Genomic DNA, 22,902 nt, shown 5'->3' on the forward strand with positions numbered 1-22,902 from the left:
CGCATGAAAAACTACACATTAACCCGGTATTCCGACCAACCGATCCTACAAACCGCCGACGTAAAACCCTCAGTAGATGGGTTCGACGTGCTGGGGGCGTTCAATCCGGCGGCTTGTCGCTTCGGCGACGAAATTCTGCTGCTGCTCCGGGTGGCCGAAGCACCCCGGCCCGAGCGCGGTTGGCTCCACGTACCCATCGTTGAACTGGTCAACGGAAAACCGGCCCTGAATGTGAAGCAGTTTCGCGAGCCTAAGGGCGACTATGACCCCCGCGTGGTGACCATCGACGGGCAAACGTACCTGACCTCACTCAGCCACCTGCGCCTGGCTCGCAGCCGCGACGGAGTGCATTTTAAGGTCGACGAAAAGCCGTTTCTGTTTCCTGCCCGCGCCGACGAAGCTTTCGGCATCGAAGACGCCCGCATCACACACGTCGACGGGATGTACTGGATCACCTACACCGCTGTATCGGCCAACGGGCCGGGCGTTGGGCTGGCCCGCACCACCGATTTTCAGCACGTCGAGCGCGTGGGCATGATCCTGCCGCCGCCCAACAAAGACGTGTGCCTCTTTCCGGAGCGGATCGGCGGTAAGCTGATGATGCTTCACCGCCCGATGGTCTCCGACATTGGTAAGCCCTCGATCTGGCTGACCGAGTCGATGGACGGCCTGCATTGGGGAAATCACCGGTTTATCTTCGGCGCTTCGGGGGCCGATTGGGAGTACCTGAAAATCGGTGCCGGTCCCGAACCCATGCGCGTCGATGATGGCTGGCTGGTGCTCTACCACGGGGCAAGCACTAACCACGAATACAGCTTAGCCCTCGCCCTGCTCGATGCGCACGACCCCGCCCATGTGCTCGACCGCTCAACGGCCCCGCTGCTCACCCCCGAACGTACCTGGGAGCGCGAAGGCTTCTTTCCGAATGTGGTCTTCAGCAACGGCTGGGTACGTAGGCCGGAAGGCGGCTGGTGGGTCTACTACGGTGCCGCCGACTCGGGCGTGGGGCTGGCCGTGCTGGAGTAACCGAGCCGCTAAGCGGTTAGCTTCTTGGCGTTGGTGGCTTGCAGGTAAGCCATCAGCGCCACCCAGATGGCCACCGCCAGTATGATAAGCTTACCCAGGCCACTCAGCCCCGTATTGGGTAGCAGCAGCACGATCCCGCTGGCAATGACCCACAGCCGGTCGAGCCAGATGACGAGTTGCACCGCCCGGAGCTGACTTGGCGTCTGGTAGCCAACGTACCCAACGTACCCGGCAAACAGCAGGAGGAAAAGGCCCACTTCGCGCAGGATGGCGGGCGATAACGTACCGAACAGCGGTGCAAGAGATGGGGCGGCAAAAGCCAGCAGCAGGCCAGTAGCTCCCGACGAAAGCGCATTGACGAATAGCACAGTTTGCAGCGATTTCATAGCATCGATTGGTTTATGGATGAATTGGTAACTGGTCGGAAAAAGCACGTTAGTTGCCCCAGAAGGCATTTTCATGGTACAGGTTGGCCGAGTGTACCCGCACCTCGGTGATGAGGCCATCCTGCACCTTGAATACGTCGATGTTGTCCACGTCGAGCACCATAACCGGGCTGGCGGCCGAGAAATGCAGCCGAACGGCAACGCTCGATCCGTTGGTGCTCAGCGCTGAGATGTCGGTAATCCGGTAGCTGCGGGCGGTGTGTTCGTGAATCCGGGCCGACATGGCAAACACGGCCTCACGCGATGGTTTCAGGCCCGACAGGGCGTTGCTGCCTGGCTGATACCAGCGCACGTTGGGGTGGAGCAGCGCTGCTACCTGTGCCCGGTCGCCGCGTTGCACGGCGGCCAGAAAGTTGCTGACGACGGTAGCATTGGCAATGGGCGCCGGAGCCGTTGGCGGCACAGTTGGCTGGGCGGGCGCTAAAGACGTACCTGCCAGGGTCAGGAGGGTGGTCAGGGCGAGGGCTGCCCCGGTTCGGTTGCGTTGTCGACGGGTCATTGGTCAGTTGGTGTTATGTCATTGACTGCGACAAAGGTCCGGGGCTGTGTGGGTGCCAGATTGATAGTTTACGCCAAATGATGGTTATTTTGCGCCAGCACTCCGCTCCATACGCTATGATGCTGTCGGCCTCCCACTTACTCAGTCTGTTTGACTTTGCCGCCTGCAAAGGCTTGTCTGTCGCGACGCTCCAACGCCTGCTCGACACGCCCGACACCGACCTGCACGACCCGCAGGGGCGGGTGACTGCGGCCGACTACATGCGTGTCTGGGAGGCGATGATCGCGCAGGGCAACGACCCGCACCTCGGCCTCCATTTTGGCTATTTTCTGAATCTGAAAGGATTGGGGCTGATCTACCAGATTTCGCTGGCAACGTCGAGCATCGAGCAGGCGATGGGGCTCCTGAGCGAGTACCTGGCCAGCTCGTTCCCGGTCGTATCGGTACAGACAGCGCAGAGCAACGCGCAGGTGGTAATCAGCCTCCACAGCCCCCTGCCCGCCACGCCTGCCACCCAACAATTGCTCGATTCGGTACTGATCCTGATGGCGCGCGAGATTGGGCTTATGATCGACGGTAACGTGGCCGACATGCAACTGCCCTACGAGCAACTCGACGCCTACCGGCGGCTCTGTGCCAGTCCCGTAACCTCGTCGGATGGTCACCGGCTCAGGCTCGATCCGGGGCAACTTGCCGGCCCGATCAACCGGCGCCGCCTGACGAACATCGAAGCCCTACTGCCGTTGTTTTTGCAACTGACAAGCCAGCCCCCCGCCCCCAATGCCCCATTTGCCGAGCAGGTACGTCGGATGACGCTCAGCCTGTGCGCGCCCGAATTGCCCCAACTGGATCAGGTAGTGGCGCAGTTTGCCCTAAGCCACCGCACCTTCCAGCGTCGACTGACGGACGAAGGAACCTCGTTTCGGACGATCGCCGACCAGCTGAAACGACAGATGGCGGGCCACCTGGAGCGGGGCAAAACGCTGGGTACGCAGGATATTGCTTATATCCTTGGTTACTCGGCATCGAGCGCGTACCTGCATGCGGCCCGGAAATGGCGCAACCAGTCGAACCACCGGGCAACAAAAAGCCCCTACCAAGAGGCAGGGGCCGGTCTATGAAGAGGGAGGTACTCCGAAAAGTTACTGAGTAATGGCGGCGGCAAGCATCGGCTCGATCACGGTGGTCAGCCGGTCGCGCACGAAGCTCTCCTGCAGGTACGTTGGCAACTTGGCCACCAACTGCCGGTAGGCATCGATACCGAGCGCTTTCGCCACGTAGGCCTCGTGTACCGTGTTCACATGCCCCACGATATTGACCAGGCTCTGGTGGAACAGCCGCACGTCGATCTCCGAATCAACGAACCGCTCGATTTCGCGCGGGGCACCGCCCGGATTGTTCGACGAAATGCGCAGGCGGCTGAGCATGTCGAAGTAGGTGGTATAGCCAATCTGCTTGGCCAGCACCTTGTATTGCTCAGGACCGAACTTCTGCAACACCTCACCCGTCCTGGCCGACCGCATCGCCGTCTTCGGGTTCTTTTGCACCATGTTGCGCAGGGCCTTGATCCGCTGATCGCGGGTCGTTTTCAGGAACTGCGCCAGTTCGATCTGCGCCGACGAGTGCCGCGAGGGCAACGTCAGATCGCGACCCGACTCGGCAATGCGCTTGGCCATAGGCAGACGCTGAATGCGGTAGCTGTTGATGGGGCCGAGCGCGTAATACCCAATAGAGGCCGGATAATGCCCGCGCACCACCATGTTGCCGATCCGTTTGCGGATCAGCTCTTCGTTGCTGACGTTGATGCCCTGAACGGCCAGAAAGGCCCGGGCACTAAACAAAATGCTGTAATAGGCCTGCGGAAACGTCCAGTGCAACGAGCTTTGCAGGTACTGTTCCGAGTCGGCCGACCGGTCGTTGACAACCGGCGTAATGCGGAGGGCGTATTCGGCGCTCCAGCTGTTGAGCAGTAGCTTCTCCAGCGCCTTGTTATCTGCCGCGCCTAAGCCCCCAAACTGCTGAAAGATCGGGAATTTGGCCAGGTCGAACAGATCGTTCTGATGCTGGATATGGTAATCCATCGCGAAGAAGTGATTCAAAAATACCTGCGCTGGAATAGACTTCCGCCAGGTCTCATCAGCCGGCGTAGCGGCGGCGTCACGCGGACCTTCCTGCGGAGGCGTAGCGGGCACCAGAGTGGGCATGGGAGCCATCGGCACGTGGGTTATTTCTCTCATACTCTACTAACAAAAAGAGCCCCTGCTCACGTTCCTTTTTAGTGGTTATTTGATGGTGTACATATCGCTGTAAATCAATGGGTTGTAATAAATTTTTTAGACTTCCTGAGCGCACTTTTTAATGCCAGATTTCGGTCCGTTTTTTAGGTTTCGGTCGGCCCATCAGGCACCATTAATCGGGCGGTAGGCCGTACCTTTGCGGGCCGTTGAGCCGTAACGTGTGTATTATGAGTCGAATCGTTTTTTGGAGTTTTTTGTGGGTATTGGGGTGTAGTGTGAGCCCAGTTTTTGGGCAAATCGAAAAGGCGTCGCTGGAAGGATTGGTGCTCGACGGTGCCACCCGGCAGCCTATAGTAGGAGCCAAAGTCGAGGCCTTCAGCATGGCCGGTAAAGTCGCCAGTTCGAAGACAACAGTGCAGGATGGTAGCTTCCGGCTGAGCTTGAGCGCCAAAGAACTGTACCAGATTATTGTGCAGGCCAAAGGCTATGTCAATAGCGTCGAACAGATCGACTTCTCAGACCCACGCGTCGTGTCGCGAGTGGGTAAAACGGTCTATCTGACCAAATCCATCCCCACCAACTCGACGCCGGCAACGGCCAGTATCCCGCCTCCTGCCCGGCCCACTACCGAGGCGCCCGCCGTACCGACGCGTCCCAGAGCTACCTCGGCCACCGCCAGCCGACCGAGCCCTCCCAAACCCGTCACCGCCGCCTCGCCGGTTGGCACACCGCCCGCACCAGCCCTAACGGCATCGGTGCTTCCTGCCGAGATCGAGTCTATTTTCTTTACGCAAAGCACCGCCGAGGTCTTACCTGAATCGCGCGGGGCGATGGATAAGCTGGTGCAGTTTTTAAACCAGAACCCTACGCTCACTGTCGAGTTGGCGGGCCACACCGATAACCAGGGCGATTTCGATCAGAATGTCCTGCTATCGCGTCAGCGGGCCGAAACGGTGAAAACCTACGTGTTGAGCAAGGGTATTGCGGCCAGCCGGATACGTACCCGTGGCTACGGCGGCACGCGCCCGGCCAAAACCAACAACTACGAAGAAACCCGCCCTATGAACCGGCGCGTCGAAGTGACCATTGTAGGAGAGAAATGAGTTTAAACTTCAAACTTTAAACTCATTTCCTCCCCATCCAGAGGCCGGCGATGACGAGCAACGTACCCGCCAGCGTGTAGAGGGTGATGGGCTCGCCCGTAAACAGGGCCGAGTAGATAAAGCCAAATACGGGGCAAAGAAATAGCCACAGCGACGCCCGGACGGCATCGACCCGCACCAGCCCGAACCAGAGTTGCAGCGCCACCACCGAGACGGGCCCGATGAGCCAGCCGACCGATGCCCAGAAGCGTACGTCGAACTGCGACGTCGAGAGGTCAGTGGTGAGCAGGGTGATGGGTAGCAGCATGAACCCGGCAAGCAGCACCTGCCAGCCGTTGATTACCAGCGTCGGCAGCGCCCATTCGTAGCGGGCGTAATAAACAGTTGCGGCGGAGACCGAAATCATGCTTCCCAGCAAGATCAGCAGGCCGTCGACGGTGGCGTAGGCCTGCTCCAGCAGCGGAATCGTGGCCACCACCACGCCGAGCAGGCCCAGCAGCAGGCCCGCGCCTTCCTGCCAACGCAGGGGTCGCCGCAGCCAGATCGCCGACAGCAGCGTGATAAACAGCGGATTGGTGGCCGTAGAGAGACTACCGATTCCCGCCGATACCTGCTTCAAGGCCAGTACAAACAGCCCCAGATACAGGGCCGTATTGAGGAAGGAAAAGATCGTCAGCCGCCGCCATTCAATGCCCTTAGGCAGTGGATTGCCGCGCTGAATCCCGTACGCAAACAGCAGCATCCCACTCCCGGCAATCAGAAAGCGAACGGTGGCCAGCACCAGTGGCGCCACCGACTGCACCCCGAACTTCGTGGCTACCGACGCAGAGGCCCATAACATGGCAAATAAAAAACCGGGAATAAACTGGGCGGTGCGGCTGGGCTGAGACACAGTCAGGGAATTCAGTCGAAGAAATCAGTAGGTACGTCGGTAACTGCTCGCATAAGCGAATGAATGGACATACCGATCGTCAACGCGGTAAGTTGTTTTGGCGAAGCGCAAGAAGCCGATAATTTTCTTTCGCTTCATCGGTCCATACTACCGTGTAATCCATTGTTTCGACTCGTTGGCTACGGTATCGTGTGGGGTAAGGTGTGCCGTCTTGGCAGCAACTAATGCTTCTTCCAGCTGATTGAGAAGCGCGGGTGTTTCAGCAAACATGTTTGTGCGCTGCCCCACAAATGCACTCACAGTCAAGAGTAAATCCTGAATGTCATGTGGGTCGTCGAGACGGTCAATCTGCTGGTGCAGCAAGGTTTTCATATCAGTCATAGCGGTAGCGACGCGGTTCAACATAAAGATATTGAAAATGGCGACAGGCTGGCGCACGTGTAGAGATACAACGGTGGACCGTAGACCGTACAAGATGTTCCGTCTCTACACGTGCTGGATGGTTTCTAGAACCCGATTTTGCCTTTCCGGTTGCCTTTGGCGTTGTGTTCATTGGCCCAGTCGCGGAGTTCGGCGAGTTCTTTCTCGAACCCACCCGACAGAATCGGGAAGCGCATCCAGGTACGTGGGTCGAGGCTGTGGTCGTCGAGGTGGAAGCTGGGTGCGTAGCGCTCGCGTTTCCACTGGTTGCGGCTCCATAGCTTGAAGAAGCGTTCGATCCAGATAATCAGCTTCTCGCGATCGTATGGCTGAGTGCCATCCTGTCCATTGTAGCGGGCTTCGAGCCATTTCAGCACCGCGATAGGGGCTTGTTTGTCGCGAATGGCTACGTTCTCGATCTCGTTCAGCACGTCGTAGGGCATCAGGTCGTCTTCGTCGGTCTGGTTGCGGTCGAGGGGGCGCAGTTCAGCGGTGGGCTGTAGGGTGTTGACCCGATGCAGGCCCGCCAGTTTGATGCGGGCGTCGGGCGATGGCGTATTCACCACATTCAGGCCTTCTTCTTCAAGCCAACGCAGCCAACTGCGCAGAAACTGTTTGTCGATGCCCGTAATCGGCGAGATGCTGCCCGCCGTGTCGCCATCCATCGTGGCGTAGCCTACGGCCGCTTCCGAGCGGTTGGACGTGCTCAGCAGCAGCGCGTTTTTGATGTTGGCCAGCATCCAGACGCCCGGCGCCCGCACCCGCGCCTGAATGTTTTGCAGGGCCAGATCGTCGGTGTCCCACGATAGCGCGCGGCCCAACTGCTCCTCGATCAGGCCCCGGTACGTACCCACAAGCCCGTCGATGTTGATGTTCATAAACGTAGCGCCCAGGCTCTCCGCTAGTTCTTTCGCCGACAGGTACGTATCGTCCGACGAGTTTTGCGTGCCCTGATAGATGGTCGTCAGTAGTTTACCCACCATCGCCTCGGCCGAGTCGCAATCCTGAATGGCTTTCAGGTTATTGAGTTTGCGCTTCACGCCATCCAGCCCGATGTTTTCCACGGCCATGCGCACCATCAGGTACACCGTAGCGGCAATCGCCGACGAATCGGCCCCGCCCGAGAGGCTCAGCACGTACCCCTGCGACCGGCTTTTGCGCAGGTAGTCGAACAGGCCGAGGGCGACGGCGCGGGCAAATTCTTCTTCCTTGATGCTGCCGAAGCGCTCCCAGGGCTCCAGTTCGGCTTTCTGAACGACCGGTGCGGTATCGGGCCAGTTAAAGCGGTCGGTGACGCGCAGATTGGGCAAGGCAAAGGCCAGATTCCCCCGATTCTGCGTCTGGTTGAGCCGCGTCAGGTCTACGTCGATCACCGCCGACACGATATGCATGTCTTCATAGCTGAGGCGCGGCCCTGACACCAGTAGTTCGCCATTCGACGCCACCATGGCATCGCCATCGTAGATAGCCCGTCCGGCTTCGTTGCCCAGCAGATTGGTATACACGTAGCTAACGCCAAATGACCGCGATGCATCGACCACCAGGCGCTCGCGGGTAACCGATTTGCCAAACGCGAAGTGGCTCGCCGACGGATTCAAGATGATATCGACGCCCCGTTCATACAGCGCCCGCCCCGGCCGGTTGGCAATCCAGGCGTCTTCACAGATTTCGAAGCCGATTCGAATGCCAGACAGGTCAAACACGAGATCGCCGAACGGATAGCTAAACTCGCCAATGTGGGTTTCGTCACGCACGCCCACCGTCCAGGGCTGGAACCAGCGCGGCTCGTAGTGAATGCCATTGCCAGGTAGATATTGTTTGGCTACGAAGCCCAGAATACGCTTGTTCACCATGAAGCAGGCCACGTTGAAGGTGCGGTTGTTGTGCCGCATGGGCAACCCTACCGATACGGCTATATCGGCCGTGTACCCCACAATATCGAGCAGTGACGCAATCGACTGATCGATCGTATTCTGCGCGTAGAACATGTCTTCGCAATTATAGCCCGAGATACAGAGTTCGGGCAGACACAACAGGCTGACGCCCTGCTGCCGGGCCGCCTCAATGGCGTCGATGATGTTTTGGCGGTTATGATCCCAGGCTAATGGTGTCTGATTCAACACCCCGGCGGCAACTTTGAGTAGGTTCATTCCAGGTATAGAGAGAGTCAACAGGACATGCAGAGCGGCGAATTGCCCTCGCGAAGGTATAACAACCGATCACAGAAAATGGGTTTACTGCGCTACTCAGCCGCCGATTTGGGTAAGCACCATACGTCAGATAGCCACCCAATCAGGCCAGCAACGTACCTGAAGGGAAGAATCAATGAGTGCCTTGCAATAGACAACAGTCGAGTTAACCAGTCAATTAAATTGTTTAGAAAAAATCTAAACAAAGAGAGTTTTTATTTGGATCAAATATAAACAAGGCCTACGTTTGCAGCGAACTCAAGCTCCCGCCAACGTATGTTTCTGACTTTACTTGCCTTATCTGTCTGTCAGCAGCCGGCCCCGTCGCCCGATTCGTCGGGGACAAAACAGCTTGACCCTGTGGTGGTTACGGCGACCCGTTCGGAGCGGAGCGTAGGGGCACTGCCTATGCCGGTGACGGTAATCGGGCAGCCGCAGATCCGGCAGTCGGGTAGCCTGCGTCTGAACGACATCCTGCGGGAGCAAACAGGGCTGGCCATCGTCAATGACCACGGGCAGGGGCTACAGGTGCAGGGGTTTGGCCCCGACTACACCTTGATCCTAGTCGATGGGGAGCCGTTGGTGGGGCGCACGGCAGGCACGCTCGACCTGAGCCGCCTAACGGTGGGTAACATCCGACAGATTGAGATCGTCAAAGGCCCGTCGTCGAGTCTGTACGGTTCCGAGGCGCTGGCCGGCGTTGTCAATATCATCACCGACAATCCGGCGCGGACGAGCGGTAGCCTCTCGGCGCGGTATGGAGCCAACCGAACGAGCGACTTCACGGGCGACGTAGCCTTGAAGCGCGGCAAAACGAGCCTCACGCTGTTTGGCAACCGCTATGGGTCGGGTGGGTATGACCTGAGTCCCGAAACCCCGGGCAATACCGTGTCGCCGTTTGTCAATCACACGCTCAGCGGGCGGTTGACGACGGCCTTCGGGAGTCGGCTAAAGCTGAGTATGTCGGGTCGTTACTTCGCTGAACGACAGGATAATGCCTTTAGCCTGACCGATCAGCGGGTGGTAGCGGGCGAGGGGACCGTTCGCGAATACACGATTAATCCGACGCTGACGCAGCAGGTGTCGGAATGCTGGAAGCTGACGTACCGCTACTACCGCACGGGCTATCAGACCACCACTGGCCTGGCGTACCAGGATACGGGCGAGGACTACGACGACAGCTATTTCCGGCAGACGTTCAACCGGGCCGAGATCGTTACGGAACACACCCTGCAAAAACGCCATTTCCTGACGGTGGGGGCTGGTTTTATCGGTGAAAGCGTGGAAGCGACCCGTTACCCCGGTCGGCAGCAGTTTACTACCCGCTACGGCTTTGCGCAGCTCGAATGGGTGCCCACGCAGCGGTTTACCCTCATTGCCGGGGGGCGTTTCGACGCGCACAGCCAATATGCAGCCCAATTCAGCCCCAAGCTTTCGGCCCGGTACGAACTGAGTCAGACGGTGGCGCTTCGGGGCAGTGCGGGTGTTGGCTTCAAAGCGCCCGATTTTCGGCAGCTCCACCTCAATTTCGACAATGCCGTGGCGGGTTACAGCGTCTTCGGCACGCAGGAGGTGGCCGCTGGCATTGCCCGGCTGCAACAGCAGGGGCAGATCGCCGAGATTTTGCTCGATCCGGCCCGCTTCGGGGCCATTAAGGCCGAAAGCTCGGTGGCCGTAAACCTGGGTGCCGTGGCCGACTTTCAGAAACAATACGACCGGCCGCTCCGACTGTCGATCAACTTGTTTCGGAACGATATCCGCGACCTGATCGAAACCCAGGTGGTGGCCCGCAAAACGAATGGGCAGAACGTCTTCAGCTACACTAACCTGAGCCGGGTATTTACGCAGGGGGCCGAAGTCGACGGGAGTTACCGGCTGGCGCTGGGCGCGGGCCAACTGACGGTCAGCACCGGCTATCAGTTCATGGAAGCCAAAGACAAGGCCGTTGTCGAGAGCATCCGCAACGGGCAACTCTTCCGGCGCAACCCGACCACGCTGCGCACCGAGCGCGTTCAACTGGCCGACTACGGGGGGCTGCTGAATCGCTCGCGGCACATGGCCAACCTGAAAGCGTTCTATGAACTACCCAAACACGGGCTGGCGGCATCGGTGCGGGGCGTGTTTGGGAGCCGGTACGGCTTTGCCGACGTGAACGGCAACCTCATTCTCGATGAGGCTGGCGAATACGTACCTGGGTACGTTACCTGGCACCTGACGGCCTCCAAAACCATCAACAGCCTCACCCTTCAGGTAGGCATCGATAACCTCACCGGCTACACCGATCCCCAATACATCCCGTCGCTGGCCGGGCGGCTCTGGTATGCCAGCCTGCGGTGGGCCTGGACGCGTAAAGTCAATACAACCAATTAATTAACACTCAAAAATCAATGAAAACTACGGTTCAATTACTCCTCGCCGCGACGCTGCTTGCCACCACCTTTGCTTGCAAAAAAGACGATACGACCCAGCCTGTCGTTCCCGTTCAGGCCCAAACCGTGAGCAACCTCCCCGCCGACCCCACGACAGGAGTCAACCCCACCACGGGCCAGCCAACGGGCACTACCGGAAAATACACGTTCTACAACCTGCGCGACAACAAAACCGTCGCCAACACCGACTCGGCTACCAATAAATGGGACGTTGGGTTTCGGGGAACGAGTGTCATCGTGAACGGCGGGCCCATCCGGAGCGGACAGGGCGGCGCTTACGTACACACCGGCACGTTCGATGAGTTGACCACCATCCCCACCTCGGCCACCTTCGCGCAGGATCAGACGCCGTCGTCGCTGGCCATTCCGGCGGTGTCGGGCAACGGCTGGTACAACTACAATTCATCCACAAACATCATCACGCCCATTCCGGGCCGGGTGCTGGTGATCCGGACGGGCGACGGTAAATACGCCAAGCTGGAAATCCTGAGCTACTACGAAAATGCCCCTGCCGCCCCAACGTCGGCCAGCCGGGCGCGCTTTTATACCTTCCGGTACGCCTACCAGCCCGATGGCTCCACGAAACTCAACTAGCCAATCCCGGCGCGTTGACCCAAGTCCTGGCGCGGCGACCGCTGTTGGCTGGTCGCCCGCTCAGGCACAACCTTTTAGCCAACTCGTTTCCAACTAACCGGGCCGCCGGCCAACCACGCTTGTCATGCAGCACAATCACACGTTTAGAACGTTTGCCGAAACCGGATTTGGGTACGTGGGCCTTTGTGCCGGGTGCCGGGTCATCAACGTAGCGTTTCAGAACTCCCTGTTCTGCCTCACGCTCGATCAGTTCGAGGCGTTTGCCGTGATGATGCACGACCGGCTGGCCATGCGCCCCGTCAGCACGAGCCACGGCAAATCGTTGATGTTGCCCACGCCCATGCCCAATTACTTTCTGCTGTTTTCCGACGAAGACCTGCGGAACCTGTGCGCTTTGCTGACGGAGGCGGCGCCCGTACTGGAAGCCGAGCGTATCCTGAGTCTGAGCCAACGCCTGAACTAACGCATCGATATGAAGGCTGACCTCAATGCATCGCACCGCGTCCTTGTCGACGAGCCCGGTTTGCTATTGGCCCAATGCCGCTGCTGTGGCGAAATCGAGCTGTATTTTCAGAACATCTCGATGGCTCTGAACCTGACCGATCTGTACGCCCTGATTCGTCGGCTCGATACGCTGTCGACGGCCAAGCGCTACCTCGTTGGCCTGCTCGACGTGCGCGACACGATGGTGCGGGCGGGTTTTCAGGCGATCGGGATGCACCTGACCGAAGGCGAGCGCGATCAGCTTCTACGCGGCCTGCACCTGGCCTGCCTGCGCCTCGACTTGGACCTGCTGATGCGCGGCCGACTGTCGCCCAACTAACCACATAACCCCTTCATAGAGCCTCATGCGCTACCTACATAACCGATCGTTCAGGCCCCTAAGCTTCCTGATCGGCCTGCTGTTTCTCGCTGGCTTTGCCCACGCGCAAACGTCCCCCCGCATTGTCTCGCTCGACGGCACCGTAAGCGAAATTCTCTGCGATCTGGGCCTACAGGCCCGCCTGGTGGGCGTCGACGTGACGAGCACGTACCCGGAAAGCCTGCAAAAACTGCCCAAGGTGGGCCACAACCGGACTATTTCTGCCGAAGGCGTACTGGCGCAGAAACCCACGCTCGTGCTGACCACCGAAAAGGCGGGTACCAAAGCCGACGTGCTCGACCAACTGCGTTCGGCGGGGGTGGAGGTCGTCAGCTTCAAACAGGAGTTTAGCGTCGAGGGCACCAAAAAACTGATTACCGACATCGCCACGGCCTGCCGCGTACCCAGCAAGGCGCGGGGCCTGATTCGGCAGGTCGACACCGAGGTCGCCGGTGTGAAGAAAGCGGCGGGTCGGCCGAAGGTGCTGTTTATCTACGCCCGTGGGGCCGGTACGATGTTCGTGGCGGGTCGCGGTACGCCCGTCGAGAAAATGATCGAACTGGCGGGCGGGCAAAACGCCACCAACCAGTTCGACGATTTCAAACCCCTGACGGCCGAAGCGCTCGTGGGCGCTAATCCCGATATCATTCTGCTGTTCGACAGTGGGCTGGAAAGCCTGGGCGGGGCCAACGGCTTGCTGAACGTACCGGGCATTGCGCAAACCAACGCGGGTAAAAACAAACGATTCGTAATGATGGACGGCCACCTGCTGACTGGCTTCACACCCCGGCTGGGCAAAGCCATCGGTGAACTGGCCCGCAAAATCGCTCCTGGCGGCACCCTGTAAGTATGAACGTGAATACGCTCACCGCCCCGCCCCGAAGCCGCCCGGCTGAGCCCGTGGTAACCCTCCACCGGCCCTGGCTTATGCCCGTGCTGACGGGCGGCCTGCTCCTCACCAGCCTGCTATCGGTGGGCGTGGGGGCGGTTGCTATTTCGCCCGCCGAGGTGCTGGCCATCCTCGGCCATTCGCTTGGGCTGACCGGGGCAGTTGATGAAACCAAAGCGGTGATCCTGACGGGCATTCGTTTGCCGCGCGTATGTCTGGGTCTGCTCATTGGTGCGGGGCTGGCCGTAGCGGGCGCGGCCATACAGGGGCTGTTTCGTAACCCCCTCGCCGACCCCGGCCTGATCGGGATTTCGTCGGGGGCTTCGCTGGCGGCCGTGGGCATGATCGTGCTGGAGGTGACGCTGTTTCAGAAACTGAGCGGCCTGTTGGGCTTCTACGCGCTGTCGCTGGTGGCGTTTGGTGGCGCCTGCGGAACCACCCTGCTGGTGTATCGGCTGGCGCGGGTGGCGGGGCGGTCGGTGGTCACCACGATGCTGCTGGCGGGTATTGCCATCAATGCGCTGGCCGGTGCCCTGACGGGCTTGCTCACGTACCTGGCCACCGACGATCAACTGCGCACCATCACGTTCTGGGCGTTGGGGAGCCTGGGCGGCGCCACCTGGACCACCGTGCTCACCATTCTGCCGTTCACGATCGTCGTGCTGCTGGGATTGCCCCGGCTGGCCAAATCGCTCAACCTGCTGGCCCTGGGCGAAAGTCAGGCCGCCATGCTGGGCGTACACATCACCGGCCTCAAACGCCGGGTTATCGTGCTGGCGACACTGGCCGTCGGGACGTCGGTGGCCGTGGCGGGGATCATCGGGTTCATCGGGCTGGTCATCCCGCACCTGATCCGGCTCGTAGCCGGGTCCGATCACCGGCGCGTGCTGACCGGATCGGCCCTGGGTGGCGCCATCGTGCTGACCGCTGCCGACGCGCTGGCCCGCACCATCGTCGCTCCCGCCGAATTGCCCATCGGGATTCTGACGGCCCTGCTCGGGACGCCCGTTTTTCTCTGGATGCTTATCAAGGAACGGTCAACCACCTAAGCTATGCTGCAAGCCAACCACCTGTCGTACAAAATCGGCCCGCGACCGCTCCTGAACGACGTATCGTTCGGCGTTCGGGCGGGCGAATTGCTGGCCATCGTCGGGCCGAATGGCGCGGGAAAATCCACGCTGCTCAAGCTCTGCGCCCGCGAAATGAACCCGGACACCGGCACCATCGACGTGCTGGGTACGTCGCTACGGGCCTACACCAGCGGTCAACTGGCTCGGTTTCGGGGTATGTTGCACCAGCAAAACCCGCTGACGTTTCCGTTTCGGGTGGGCGAACTGGTACTGATGGGTCGCTCTCCACATTACGGGGCGCACCCGACCGACGCCGACCATGCCATCGCCGAGGCCGCCCTCGAGCTGGTGGGGATGCGGGCGTTCAGCCAACGCATCGTGCCCACGCTCTCTGGGGGCGAGCAGCAACGCGTGCAATTGGCGCGGGTGCTGGCACAGGTGTGGGACGTACCCAACGGCCTGCTATTGCTCGACGAACCCACCACGGGCCTCGACCTGCTGCATCAGCACCAACTGCTCGACGTGGCCCGGCAAATGGCCCGCCGGGGCTACGCGGTGATCGCGGTGCTGCACGACCTGAACATGGCCGCCCAATACGCCGATCAACTGCTTATGCTGAAAGCGGGTCGGCGGGAAGCCTACGGGACACCGCGTGAGGTGCTCACCGAAGCCCTGATCGAACGGGTATTTGGCCTGCCCGTCCAACTGCTCGACAACCCCTGCCATCACTGTCCACTGATTGTTCCTATCCCCAACTTTCATTCAGCTTTTAGCCACTAATCTGCCGCATAAACGATGACGACCGACACAATTTCACTCAAAAACCGCTGGGCTGCGTTCCGCCAGCAAAACCCAAAAGCACGCATCCGCGATGCCGCCAACCAACTCGGTGTATCCGAAGCCGAACTGCTCGTTACGGGCGTGGGCGAAACTGTGGTCCGGCTGTCGGGCGACTTTCGCGAGTTGCTCAAACAGGTGACCTCGCTGGGCTATGTAATGGCGCTGACCCGCAACGACGCGCTGGTGCACGAACGCAAAGGCGTCTACGAAAAGGTCTCGTTTACCAACCACGTGGGGCTGGTGCTTGGTCCCGACATCGACCTTCGGTTGTTCATGCAAAGCTGGCGGTGGGGCTTTGCCGTCAACGAAAACGAGCGCCGGAGCCTGCAATTCTTCAACGCGCAGGGCGGGGCGATCCATAAAATTTACCTCACCGAACAATCCAATCTAGACGCCTACGAAACTCTCGTTGCTGCGTTCCGGACCGACGATCAGTCGGATAGCCTGCTGGTAGAAGCACCTCTGGAGAAACCGGTCGACCAAGCCGATGACGATATCGACGTGGCGGGTTTTCAGGCAAGCTGGCTGGCCATGCAGGATACGCACGAGTTCTTCGGGCTGCTGCGTCAGTATGGCGTTGGGCGGCAGCAGGGGCTGCGGCTGGCACCCGAGGGCCACGCGCAGTTGCTTTCGATGGAGTTGCTGAAGCAGGTGTTTGCCACAGCAGCCGAGCGGACCGTGCCGATCATGGTGTTTGTGTCAAACCCCGGCTGCATTCAGATTCATACCGGCCCGGTTAACAAGCTCGTGCAGATGGGGCCGTGGTACAACGTACTCGACCCGACGTTCAACCTGCACCTCAACGAAACCCTGGTCGATCAGGTGTGGCTCACCAAAAAGCCTACGGCCGACGGGATCGTCACGGCACTTGAATTATTCGACAAAGACGGCCAAAATCTGGCGCTGGTCTTCGGTGAACGCAAACCGGGTAAACCCGAGTTGGAAAGCTGGCGCGCGGTCGTGAACGACACCCTGGCGCAACCCGCCTGATGGGTTATAGACTGAAATAAATGGTTTGCCTTATGCTCTTGCAACGTACCCAGCTCGAGGGCTTCGGCACCGGCTATGTCGCGCTCGGGGCTGTCGCGGCTTCAGTCCAGCAAGGTCTGGTTGAGCAAACCAGCGGCAACTTTCAGTAGTTTCAAGGTCGAATGAGCGAATTGTATACTTGGCGAATAAATATGCGGCAGGAAAGGGTTTGCTGAGTTAGTAGCCAATAAAAAACCCGGCTTGCGACCGGGGCGTATTGGACTTGCTCCACAACTTATCAATTATGTTGCTTGCCATCTTAACATTGCCTGATTTCCTGTCACAACAGTGATATCTCTACCAGCCAGATCACCGTCGTCAGACACTACAATAAAATTGTTTCTCTTAGCTATGTCGACCAGCAAGTAATCATTAAAATCCAGCGTATTATCGGGCTTGGTAAATACGTTCCTGACACTCATTTCACCGAATCCATCGCTGACTAGTTCAAGGATATTATGGTAAGCCTTGATGTTATATAGTATTACCTCGTAATCAATCCTAAACTGATGATGTGGTCTGTAGACCTGTTTGTAGTTCTGACTATCACTACCCGATGTAATTAGCGTTTTGTGTTGTTCAACGAACAACGGAAAGTAGTAAGAGCGCAAAAGACGGTTGACAACCTCAGACAAAACAATAGCGGGTAGCACTACTTTTGGTTTAGGGCTACCCGCTTGATTGATTTTTCCAAGCAGGTCAATATATAAATCTGCTTTCGATGTAGTGCTTTGCTTTAGTTCCAGGTCTGCTTCCAAAACAAAAATCCAGGCGTTGGCGTCGAACAAATATTTCCGGCCAGGAAATGGATTGTGGTTCTTGATAGGAAGCGCACTGAAAGGCATTAGGCGTAGGCTAAGGTTTGTTCCATTAGCTCGGCGTAATGCTCGGGACGCAGGGCCTTGTCGATTGTCCGGCTAATCATTTCCGGCAGAATCGTATCCTGTGAATCGATGCCCGTGATCGTCATGTGGGCATTGATGTCCGCCTCCTCGAAGGTGCGGTAAAGTTTGCCAATACTGGCGTTGAGAAACTGGGTCGAACAGGTATCCAAACCTGCGAATGACAACGTAAACGGCTGTCTGGCTTGCATGGCCTTTTCCATGCGATTATACACTTCCTGACCCTCGTTCCGAAAAGCAGCAGTCTGGCTTTTGATGCAATCTGCAATGACCAGGTTCATAGCTATAATTCTGAGGTTAATAATTGCTCTGTGTGCAATACGCAGCAAAAAGCGTGCAAAGGTAGAACAATTTGCGTCATAGAATGGATCGTTTGTATAGAAAGTTAGGAAAGTAATGGCAAATTATCAAGCCCGTTAAACGTAATGCTAATAGCTGTTCCAAAGAAAGGATGTGAGAACGATTTGTACCCTTCGTAAGCGGTGGTAAGCAGTTGAGTGCTCCAAAAGGTATCGCCCGTAACTAACTGTAATTCACCCCCGTGTTGCTTGCAAAAGCTCAATATGCCGCTCAGCCCACAGCCACTTGTTTCGTCTTCGTACACTACCGTAGAGTTGCCTTTTAGTGCCCATCGGATTGCTTCTAAAGAGGTAGTAATTGCGCCTTTACTGAACGTTTGTATCGGTGGCAAAAAACCAACGCCCAAGTCAACCATTGTGAACACTACACGATGATCTCGTGGATAATATTGCCCACATACGAAGAACGGTGCCTCTGTCTGAGCGTGGGTTTTATAATTGTTAAACACCTCGAACAGGTCTGTTCGGATGCGGGTAGCTATGTTTCTATTCGTGTTACGTAGATCTGCCAACCCTCGATGCTCAAATAAGTCATTTTTTACGTATTGCTCGTAAGAAATGTGTTGATCGGCATAAAAATGAGTGCTCGTCACCGTACTTTGCCGCACATCCTGAATACGTTCTTCATTTGGCTGAAAGCAACCATTGCGGTGAAGTACGTCAAATTTGCCCGCAATGTGTTGATGATCAACAACAAACGTAAGTCTGTTCTCTGTCTGAAGCTTGTATTGTAAGGCGCACAGAACAGCAGCTAAATTGGCATCAAACCAATCTAATTCGCTGAAATCAAGGAACACTTCACGGTCATAAACATCTTTCAATGTGTCATAAAGTCGCCACAACTGACGAAACCCAGTAAAGTCTGTGCGTATTTGCCCCTCCAGCGGGTAACGAGTCATCTCAAGCTGCATACCGGTTAAGTACATCTACGTGACGGTAGACAATATTAACCATTTAAGACCGATTTGTAAGGAAACCAACTAATACGTTTACTTGATTCTACTGCTCCCCAAACGCCTGAGCCAGCAGGCTGGGCATGAGCTGCGACAGCATGGCGGCACTTTGTACGTTGGTAGCCTGCATTTGCATCAGCTTTTGCCGGAGGGCCAGAAACTCATCTTGCCGGGCTAGTGATGGAATAGGGATGAGCGTTTCGGCCAGCTTTTTCGTGTTCAGTGTTACTCGCTTAATAATGGCTCATCATCGCTAGCCCAATAAAGCACAAATATCTGTGACAGTCTTCCCCTTGTAGAGATTGTCTCGCACTCGCGAAGTTGCTTCCCGGGTACCAGTAACAAGCACGGCCTGCATACCTAAGCTTGCCGCGCCGACCACATCGCGCTCGACGCTGTCGCCGATGAACAGGGCCTGCTGCGGCGCTACGCCCAACGTACCCAGCACGAGCCGGAACAGGGTAGGGGCGGGTTTGATGCTGCTGTGGTCTGACGAAAAGACGAGGTGCTCAAACAAATCGTGGATGCCGCACTGCGTAAAGGCATCGACAAACAGGGTCTTCCCCGACCACAGGTTGCTTACCAGTCCCAGCCGATGCGTCTGCGCCAATTGTCGCAGCGCCTGACAATGCCCGTCGGGAACGTGACCCAGCTCGTGGCGGGCAAACACATCATGCAGCCGCGCCAGATCGGTCGGGGGGAGACCCATTGCTGCCAGCGTCTCGGCGATGTACTGGTCGGCGGGCCGGAAATTATCGTAATAAGCCGGGTCGCCGTAGTGGTCGCTCATGCGGCACCAGGTATCGTGAATAACCTGCTGCACCACCCGATCGCTCAGGTACGTGCCGCCCAGTTGCCGGTAGGTCCGGGCGTAGTCTTCGTCGGCGGAAAAGCGGTTTCCGCCAAACATCAGCGTGTCCATCAGATCGAAGAGCAGGACGTCGAACTGGTCGATAAAGCGGGGCGGCATCTAGTTGTCGTCGGGGCCGGGGGCGTTGTCGGGTGTCATCAGCTCGGCGGCACCGGCGGGCTTCTCGGCGTCCGGGTTTTCGTCCATACCTAAAGCTGATTCGTCGGGATTGGCCAGTTTCGACAGGTTAGGTAGATCCTGGTCGGTTTCGTTGGGTTGATTTTCCATGTTGTGTTGTGTACGGGTTTGCACCGATTGTTGCTCACGAACTAAACTACCTCGTCGTGGCTTGGTTTGATAAGTTGAGTTTGGCGGCTTTCCCGTTGGGTAAGCAAACGGCGCCAGACCCTGACCGGGCCAATCGCTACTGGCTCAATTTTAGTTAGTAGAGAAGGTACCACCCGTAATTACGCTATGAAACGAGTTACCCGTATTCTTGGCTGGAGTTTAACCGGAGTTGTCGCGCTGGCGCTGGTGCTGGTGGCGTTGGCCTGGGTATTTGACTTCCGCCAGACCGATGAGCAACTGCGTGCTGAATTTGCCGGACAGCGCGTCCAGCCTACGGTGCATCGCTATCAGATCGCCGACCGCACCATCCGCTACATGGAAACGCCCCACCTGCCGGGCAAACCCACGGTGGTGTTTGTGCACGGTGCGCCGAGTTCGCTCTCCTTTTTCAACGAATTTTTTCGGGATACCACGCTGCTCAACCGGGCGCAGTTGGTGGCGGTTGATCGCCCCGGCTACGGCTACTCGGATTTTGGCCGGGTCGAGCCGTCGGTGGTGCGGCAGGCTGAGTTACTGCAACCGCTCATCGACCGCTACAAATCGTCGCCGTACCTGATCATCGTGGGGTCCTCCTACGGTGGGTCGGTATCGGCGCGGCTGGCCATGAACAACCCCGGCGTCATCGATCAGGTGGTGTTTGTCTCGTCGGCGCTGGGGCCGGGACTCGAACGTACCTACGACATTAGTTACCTGGTCGACAAAGAGCCGATTAAGTCACTGACGCCGCCGCTACTGCGCTTGGCTAACGACGAAAAACTGGCACACCGCAAAGCCTTGGAGGCGATTCTGCCCGATTGGCCACGGATTACGGCGGGCATCACCATGTTGCACGGGCTGCGCGATAACCTGGTGTATCCGACCAACGTTGCCTTTGCCAAAAAACAACTGCGGAATGCTCGGTTCAAAGAGTTTATCCTGCCCGACAGCCGGCACGATATCGTGGTGAACAAGCGCGACTACATTGCCGATATTTTGCTCGATATTCTGCCGCCCGTGCCTCAGGCTTCCATCTCGTTGACCCGCCATCCGTAACGCCGTCAGGCCACGTCCGATTCGGGCAGGTACAGCCGGAACGTGCTTCCCTGATTCGTTTCGCTTTTGACGGTAATGGTGCCGCCGTGGTTTTCGGCTACTTTCCGGCAAATGGCCAGCCCGACGCCCGTGCCGGGGTATTTACTTCGCCCGTGTAGCCGCTGAAATACCTGAAAAATGCGGTCGGCAAATTTGCTGTCGAAACCGATGCCGTTGTCCTGAACGGTGATTTCCTGGAAATGGCTCGCCTGCGAGGTGATGGTTGCGTGAGTGGGCAACTGGGCGCGCGTAATCCGCTGCGTTCTAATCACAATATGCGGCGGCTGATCGGGCTTGTGAAACTTGAGCGCGTTGGACAGCAGGTTCTGCAACAGCTGTTTGATTTGCCGGTAGTCACCCGTTATAGTCGGCAACGAGGGGACGTCAATAACGGCCTTGGTCTCCTCAATAACCACATACAGATCGTCGAGTGCTTCCTGAACAAGCTTGTCCAACGACAGTTGGCCGAACGAATCTTTGTGCGTGGAGATGCGTGAGTAATCGAGCAAGTCTTTGATCAGGAGCGACATACGGTTAGCCGCCGCCTGCATGCGCAGCAGCAGGTCGAGGCCGTCGTGGCTAAGCTGATGGCCAAACTGGTTGTTCAGTACGTCGCCGAACGACTGAATTTTGCGCAGCGGCTCCTGCAAGTCGTGGCTGGCCACGTAGGCAAACTGCGCCAAATTATCGTTGGATCGGATCAACTCGGTGTTGGTAGCAGCCAATTTCTGCCGTTGCTGATGGTTCTGCGTCACGTCGATCGCCACCACCAGGCAGCCATCGCCCGATTTAGCCACCGAGAAATCGTACCAGATACCGTTGAGCAGGCGTTCGAAGCGTGTTGGTTCGCCAGTCTCGATTACCCGGCAGTAGCGCGTGAACACGCTGGTCTGCTGCACGCCCGGAAACCGGGCCGACAGCGGCGTATTCGTGAAGGCATCGGGGCTGCCGCCCAGCCAGTCGGCGGCCACCTGGTTGATCATCGTCATCCTGAAATCGATGATATTGCCCTGCTCGTCGCGGATGGCGTCGTGCTGTACAATGGCCGTGGGGGCCGTGTTCATTACCTGCCAGAGCGTGTCGGCCTGGTGCTGATTCAGCAGCTGAGCTTCCTTCAATTGGGTGATGTTCAGCGCCGATACCGACAGGCGTTCGGGCGACAGCAGCTTAATGCGGATGTCGAACCACTCGCGGCCTTTCGGGGTGTCGATCGGCACTTCCAATTGCTGCGGTTCGCCGGTGGTTACCGTATGCACGTAGCCTGCAAATACCCCATTGTGCTGATCGTAGGGGAATACTTCCGAGACGAGCTTGTTGATGAGTTGATCGGGTGTCCGGTTGAAGAGCGCCAACGCGGCCTGATTGGCACTCAGCACCCGGAAATCAATCACTCGCCCCTCCTCGTCGCGCACCGCTTCGGAGATGGCCAGCATGGAAGGCAGCGTGTCGATCAGTTGCTGCAACTGGTCTGTATCCTGCTGGCGGGACAATTCGGCTGCTTTGAGCGTGGTAATGTCGCTGAACGATTCGATCAGGCCATCCCCCTGCCGCACGGCCTGCGTGTCGTACCAGACGTCGGTTTGGCCTTCCCTGTAGTGTTCTTGAAACCGAATGGGCTCACCGGTTTCCACCACCCGCACCCAGCGGTCAAACAGGCCGCTTCGTTTGGTGCCGGGAAAGAGGGTCAACAGCCGCTGGCCTTCGATCTGGCTGGCGCTGAGGCCCGACCACTGCTCGACCTGCTGATTAACGATGGTGTAGCGGAAGTCGATGATCTGGCCCGATTCATCACGGACAGCTTCCAGGGCGGCAATGGCCGTAATTGCCTTGTCGAGCAGTTGCTGTGCGTCGCCAGAACGCAACGAAGACGTCGAGGTTGACATTGATATAAAAG

The 22,902-nt window shown here is 58.0% G+C and carries 24 protein-coding genes; 12 read left to right on the forward strand and 12 right to left on the reverse strand.

The window, feature by feature from the left end; all coding sequences use genetic code 11:
• The first annotated feature begins 3 nt into the window (after positions 1-3).
• Positions 4-1,026 carry a glycoside hydrolase family 130 protein gene (locus tag FAES_RS12460; protein ID WP_015331569.1) on the forward strand — a complete coding sequence of 341 codons (1,023 nt, stop codon included), beginning with the start codon at positions 4-6 and terminating at the stop codon, positions 1,024-1,026.
• A gap of 8 nt (positions 1,027-1,034) precedes the next feature.
• On the opposite strand, the gene FAES_RS12465 is transcribed toward FAES_RS12460, so the two are convergent.
• Together FAES_RS12465 and FAES_RS12470 are read right to left on the reverse strand one after the other, a co-directional pair.
• Positions 1,035-1,412: a hypothetical protein gene (locus tag FAES_RS12465; RefSeq protein WP_041257821.1), complete on the reverse strand. Its 378-nt coding sequence runs from the start codon at positions 1,410-1,412 to the stop codon at positions 1,035-1,037.
• 49 nt (positions 1,413-1,461) lie between these two features.
• On the reverse strand, positions 1,462-1,971 hold the full coding sequence (locus tag FAES_RS12470; RefSeq protein WP_051054108.1) for a nuclear transport factor 2 family protein: 510 nt from the start codon (positions 1,969-1,971) through the stop codon (positions 1,462-1,464).
• A 116-nt stretch (positions 1,972-2,087) separates the two neighbouring features.
• On the opposite strand from FAES_RS12470, the gene FAES_RS12475 reads away from it, so the two are divergent.
• A complete protein-coding gene (locus FAES_RS12475; protein ID WP_041257822.1) occupies positions 2,088-3,092 on the forward strand; it encodes an AraC family transcriptional regulator in 1,005 nt (334 codons plus the stop codon).
• Positions 3,093-3,113: 21 nt separating this feature from the next.
• On the opposite strand, the gene FAES_RS12480 is transcribed toward FAES_RS12475, so the two are convergent.
• Positions 3,114-4,208, reverse strand: coding sequence for a hypothetical protein (locus FAES_RS12480; RefSeq protein WP_015331572.1), 1,095 nt, complete (start codon positions 4,206-4,208; stop codon positions 3,114-3,116).
• Between the two features lie 275 nt (positions 4,209-4,483).
• Here FAES_RS12480 and FAES_RS12485 point away from each other — a divergent pair, with 275 nt between their 5' ends.
• Positions 4,484-5,311 carry an OmpA family protein gene (locus tag FAES_RS12485; RefSeq protein ID WP_051054114.1) on the forward strand — a complete coding sequence of 276 codons (828 nt, stop codon included), beginning with the start codon at positions 4,484-4,486 and terminating at the stop codon, positions 5,309-5,311.
• 22 nt (positions 5,312-5,333) lie between these two features.
• On the opposite strand, the gene FAES_RS12490 is transcribed toward FAES_RS12485, so the two are convergent.
• The 3 genes from FAES_RS12490 to nadE form a co-directional block, all read right to left on the reverse strand.
• The gene (locus FAES_RS12490) at positions 5,334-6,152 is read right to left on the reverse strand and encodes a DMT family transporter (RefSeq protein WP_015331574.1); all 819 of its coding nucleotides are present in this window, start codon (positions 6,150-6,152) and stop codon (positions 5,334-5,336) included.
• Between the two features lie 198 nt (positions 6,153-6,350).
• Positions 6,351-6,641, reverse strand: coding sequence for a hypothetical protein (locus tag FAES_RS12495; RefSeq protein ID WP_229364469.1), 291 nt, complete (start codon positions 6,639-6,641; stop codon positions 6,351-6,353).
• A gap of 68 nt (positions 6,642-6,709) precedes the next feature.
• Positions 6,710-8,773: an NAD(+) synthase gene (gene nadE, locus FAES_RS12500; protein WP_015331577.1), complete on the reverse strand. Its 2,064-nt coding sequence runs from the start codon at positions 8,771-8,773 to the stop codon at positions 6,710-6,712.
• A gap of 315 nt (positions 8,774-9,088) precedes the next feature.
• Here nadE and FAES_RS12505 point away from each other — a divergent pair, with 315 nt between their 5' ends.
• From FAES_RS12505 to FAES_RS12540, 8 genes are all read left to right on the forward strand, one after another.
• Positions 9,089-11,182: a TonB-dependent receptor plug domain-containing protein gene (locus tag FAES_RS12505; protein ID WP_015331578.1), complete on the forward strand. Its 2,094-nt coding sequence runs from the start codon at positions 9,089-9,091 to the stop codon at positions 11,180-11,182.
• 17 nt (positions 11,183-11,199) lie between these two features.
• Positions 11,200-11,835, forward strand: a complete 636-nt coding sequence (locus tag FAES_RS12510) for an HmuY family protein (protein WP_015331579.1) — start codon at positions 11,200-11,202, stop codon at positions 11,833-11,835.
• A gap of 124 nt (positions 11,836-11,959) precedes the next feature.
• Positions 11,960-12,298 (forward strand): DUF6686 family protein, encoded by a 339-nt coding sequence (locus FAES_RS12515; protein WP_015331580.1) that lies wholly within the window; start codon positions 11,960-11,962, stop codon positions 12,296-12,298.
• 9 nt (positions 12,299-12,307) lie between these two features.
• On the forward strand, positions 12,308-12,658 hold the full coding sequence (locus tag FAES_RS12520) for a hypothetical protein (protein WP_015331581.1): 351 nt from the start codon (positions 12,308-12,310) through the stop codon (positions 12,656-12,658).
• A 25-nt stretch (positions 12,659-12,683) separates the two neighbouring features.
• Positions 12,684-13,544: a heme/hemin ABC transporter substrate-binding protein gene (locus FAES_RS12525; protein WP_015331582.1), complete on the forward strand. Its 861-nt coding sequence runs from the start codon at positions 12,684-12,686 to the stop codon at positions 13,542-13,544.
• 2 nt (positions 13,545-13,546) lie between these two features.
• On the forward strand, positions 13,547-14,635 hold the full coding sequence (locus FAES_RS12530) for a FecCD family ABC transporter permease (protein WP_015331583.1): 1,089 nt from the start codon (positions 13,547-13,549) through the stop codon (positions 14,633-14,635).
• A gap of 3 nt (positions 14,636-14,638) precedes the next feature.
• Positions 14,639-15,436 (forward strand): heme ABC transporter ATP-binding protein, encoded by a 798-nt coding sequence (locus FAES_RS12535; RefSeq protein ID WP_015331584.1) that lies wholly within the window; start codon positions 14,639-14,641, stop codon positions 15,434-15,436.
• 15 nt (positions 15,437-15,451) lie between these two features.
• The gene (locus FAES_RS12540; RefSeq protein WP_015331585.1) at positions 15,452-16,486 is read left to right on the forward strand and encodes a hemin-degrading factor; all 1,035 of its coding nucleotides are present in this window, start codon (positions 15,452-15,454) and stop codon (positions 16,484-16,486) included.
• Between the two features lie 281 nt (positions 16,487-16,767).
• On the opposite strand, the gene FAES_RS12545 is transcribed toward FAES_RS12540, so the two are convergent.
• The 5 genes from FAES_RS12545 to FAES_RS30390 form a co-directional block, all read right to left on the reverse strand.
• On the reverse strand, positions 16,768-17,370 hold the full coding sequence (locus FAES_RS12545) for a type II toxin-antitoxin system VapC family toxin (protein WP_041257823.1): 603 nt from the start codon (positions 17,368-17,370) through the stop codon (positions 16,768-16,770).
• Positions 17,370-17,708 (reverse strand): STAS-like domain-containing protein, encoded by a 339-nt coding sequence (locus tag FAES_RS12550; RefSeq protein WP_015331587.1) that lies wholly within the window; start codon positions 17,706-17,708, stop codon positions 17,370-17,372. The genes FAES_RS12545 and FAES_RS12550 overlap by 1 nt, the downstream gene beginning before the upstream one ends.
• Before the next feature lie 104 nt (positions 17,709-17,812).
• Positions 17,813-18,697: a hypothetical protein gene (locus FAES_RS12555; RefSeq protein WP_148289352.1), complete on the reverse strand. Its 885-nt coding sequence runs from the start codon at positions 18,695-18,697 to the stop codon at positions 17,813-17,815.
• A 295-nt stretch (positions 18,698-18,992) separates the two neighbouring features.
• A complete protein-coding gene (locus tag FAES_RS12560) occupies positions 18,993-19,709 on the reverse strand; it encodes an HAD family hydrolase (RefSeq protein WP_015331589.1) in 717 nt (238 codons plus the stop codon).
• Positions 19,710-19,877: a hypothetical protein gene (locus FAES_RS30390; protein WP_015331590.1), complete on the reverse strand. Its 168-nt coding sequence runs from the start codon at positions 19,875-19,877 to the stop codon at positions 19,710-19,712.
• Between the two features lie 186 nt (positions 19,878-20,063).
• Here FAES_RS30390 and FAES_RS12565 point away from each other — a divergent pair, with 186 nt between their 5' ends.
• Positions 20,064-20,969 (forward strand): alpha/beta fold hydrolase, encoded by a 906-nt coding sequence (locus FAES_RS12565; protein WP_015331592.1) that lies wholly within the window; start codon positions 20,064-20,066, stop codon positions 20,967-20,969.
• 5 nt (positions 20,970-20,974) lie between these two features.
• Here FAES_RS12565 and FAES_RS12570 read toward each other — a convergent pair whose 3' ends face one another.
• Positions 20,975-22,891 carry a PAS domain-containing protein gene (locus tag FAES_RS12570; protein WP_015331593.1) on the reverse strand — a complete coding sequence of 639 codons (1,917 nt, stop codon included), beginning with the start codon at positions 22,889-22,891 and terminating at the stop codon, positions 20,975-20,977.
• Positions 22,892-22,902: the final 11 nt, after the last annotated feature.

Source organism: Fibrella aestuarina BUZ 2 (assembly GCF_000331105.1).
Lineage (GTDB): Bacteria > Bacteroidota > Bacteroidia > Cytophagales > Spirosomataceae > Fibrella > Fibrella aestuarina.

Coding starts and splice junctions, on each gene's coding strand:
- FAES_RS12460 (WP_015331569.1), top strand. CDS start 4: ATGAAAAACTACACATTAACCCGGTATTCCGACCAACCGATCCTACAA.
- FAES_RS12465 (WP_041257821.1), bottom strand. CDS start 1,412: ATGAAATCGCTGCAAACTGTGCTATTCGTCAATGCGCTTTCGTCGGGA.
- FAES_RS12470 (WP_051054108.1), bottom strand. CDS start 1,971: ATGACCCGTCGACAACGCAACCGAACCGGGGCAGCCCTCGCCCTGACC.
- FAES_RS12475 (WP_041257822.1), top strand. CDS start 2,088: ATGATGCTGTCGGCCTCCCACTTACTCAGTCTGTTTGACTTTGCCGCC.
- FAES_RS12480 (WP_015331572.1), bottom strand. CDS start 4,208: ATGAGAGAAATAACCCACGTGCCGATGGCTCCCATGCCCACTCTGGTG.
- FAES_RS12490 (WP_015331574.1), bottom strand. CDS start 6,152: ATGTTATGGGCCTCTGCGTCGGTAGCCACGAAGTTCGGGGTGCAGTCG.
- nadE (WP_015331577.1), bottom strand. CDS start 8,773: ATGAACCTACTCAAAGTTGCCGCCGGGGTGTTGAATCAGACACCATTA.
- FAES_RS12505 (WP_015331578.1), top strand. CDS start 9,089: ATGTTTCTGACTTTACTTGCCTTATCTGTCTGTCAGCAGCCGGCCCCG.
- FAES_RS12510 (WP_015331579.1), top strand. CDS start 11,200: ATGAAAACTACGGTTCAATTACTCCTCGCCGCGACGCTGCTTGCCACC.
- FAES_RS12515 (WP_015331580.1), top strand. CDS start 11,960: ATGCAGCACAATCACACGTTTAGAACGTTTGCCGAAACCGGATTTGGG.
- FAES_RS12520 (WP_015331581.1), top strand. CDS start 12,308: ATGAAGGCTGACCTCAATGCATCGCACCGCGTCCTTGTCGACGAGCCC.
- FAES_RS12525 (WP_015331582.1), top strand. CDS start 12,684: ATGCGCTACCTACATAACCGATCGTTCAGGCCCCTAAGCTTCCTGATC.
- FAES_RS12530 (WP_015331583.1), top strand. CDS start 13,547: ATGAACGTGAATACGCTCACCGCCCCGCCCCGAAGCCGCCCGGCTGAG.
- FAES_RS12535 (WP_015331584.1), top strand. CDS start 14,639: ATGCTGCAAGCCAACCACCTGTCGTACAAAATCGGCCCGCGACCGCTC.
- FAES_RS12540 (WP_015331585.1), top strand. CDS start 15,452: ATGACGACCGACACAATTTCACTCAAAAACCGCTGGGCTGCGTTCCGC.
- FAES_RS12545 (WP_041257823.1), bottom strand. CDS start 17,370: ATGCCTTTCAGTGCGCTTCCTATCAAGAACCACAATCCATTTCCTGGC.
- FAES_RS12550 (WP_015331587.1), bottom strand. CDS start 17,708: ATGAACCTGGTCATTGCAGATTGCATCAAAAGCCAGACTGCTGCTTTT.
- FAES_RS12555 (WP_148289352.1), bottom strand. CDS start 18,697: ATGCAGCTTGAGATGACTCGTTACCCGCTGGAGGGGCAAATACGCACA.
- FAES_RS12560 (WP_015331589.1), bottom strand. CDS start 19,709: ATGCCGCCCCGCTTTATCGACCAGTTCGACGTCCTGCTCTTCGATCTG.
- FAES_RS30390 (WP_015331590.1), bottom strand. CDS start 19,877: ATGGAAAATCAACCCAACGAAACCGACCAGGATCTACCTAACCTGTCG.
- FAES_RS12565 (WP_015331592.1), top strand. CDS start 20,064: ATGAAACGAGTTACCCGTATTCTTGGCTGGAGTTTAACCGGAGTTGTC.
- FAES_RS12570 (WP_015331593.1), bottom strand. CDS start 22,891: ATGTCAACCTCGACGTCTTCGTTGCGTTCTGGCGACGCACAGCAACTG.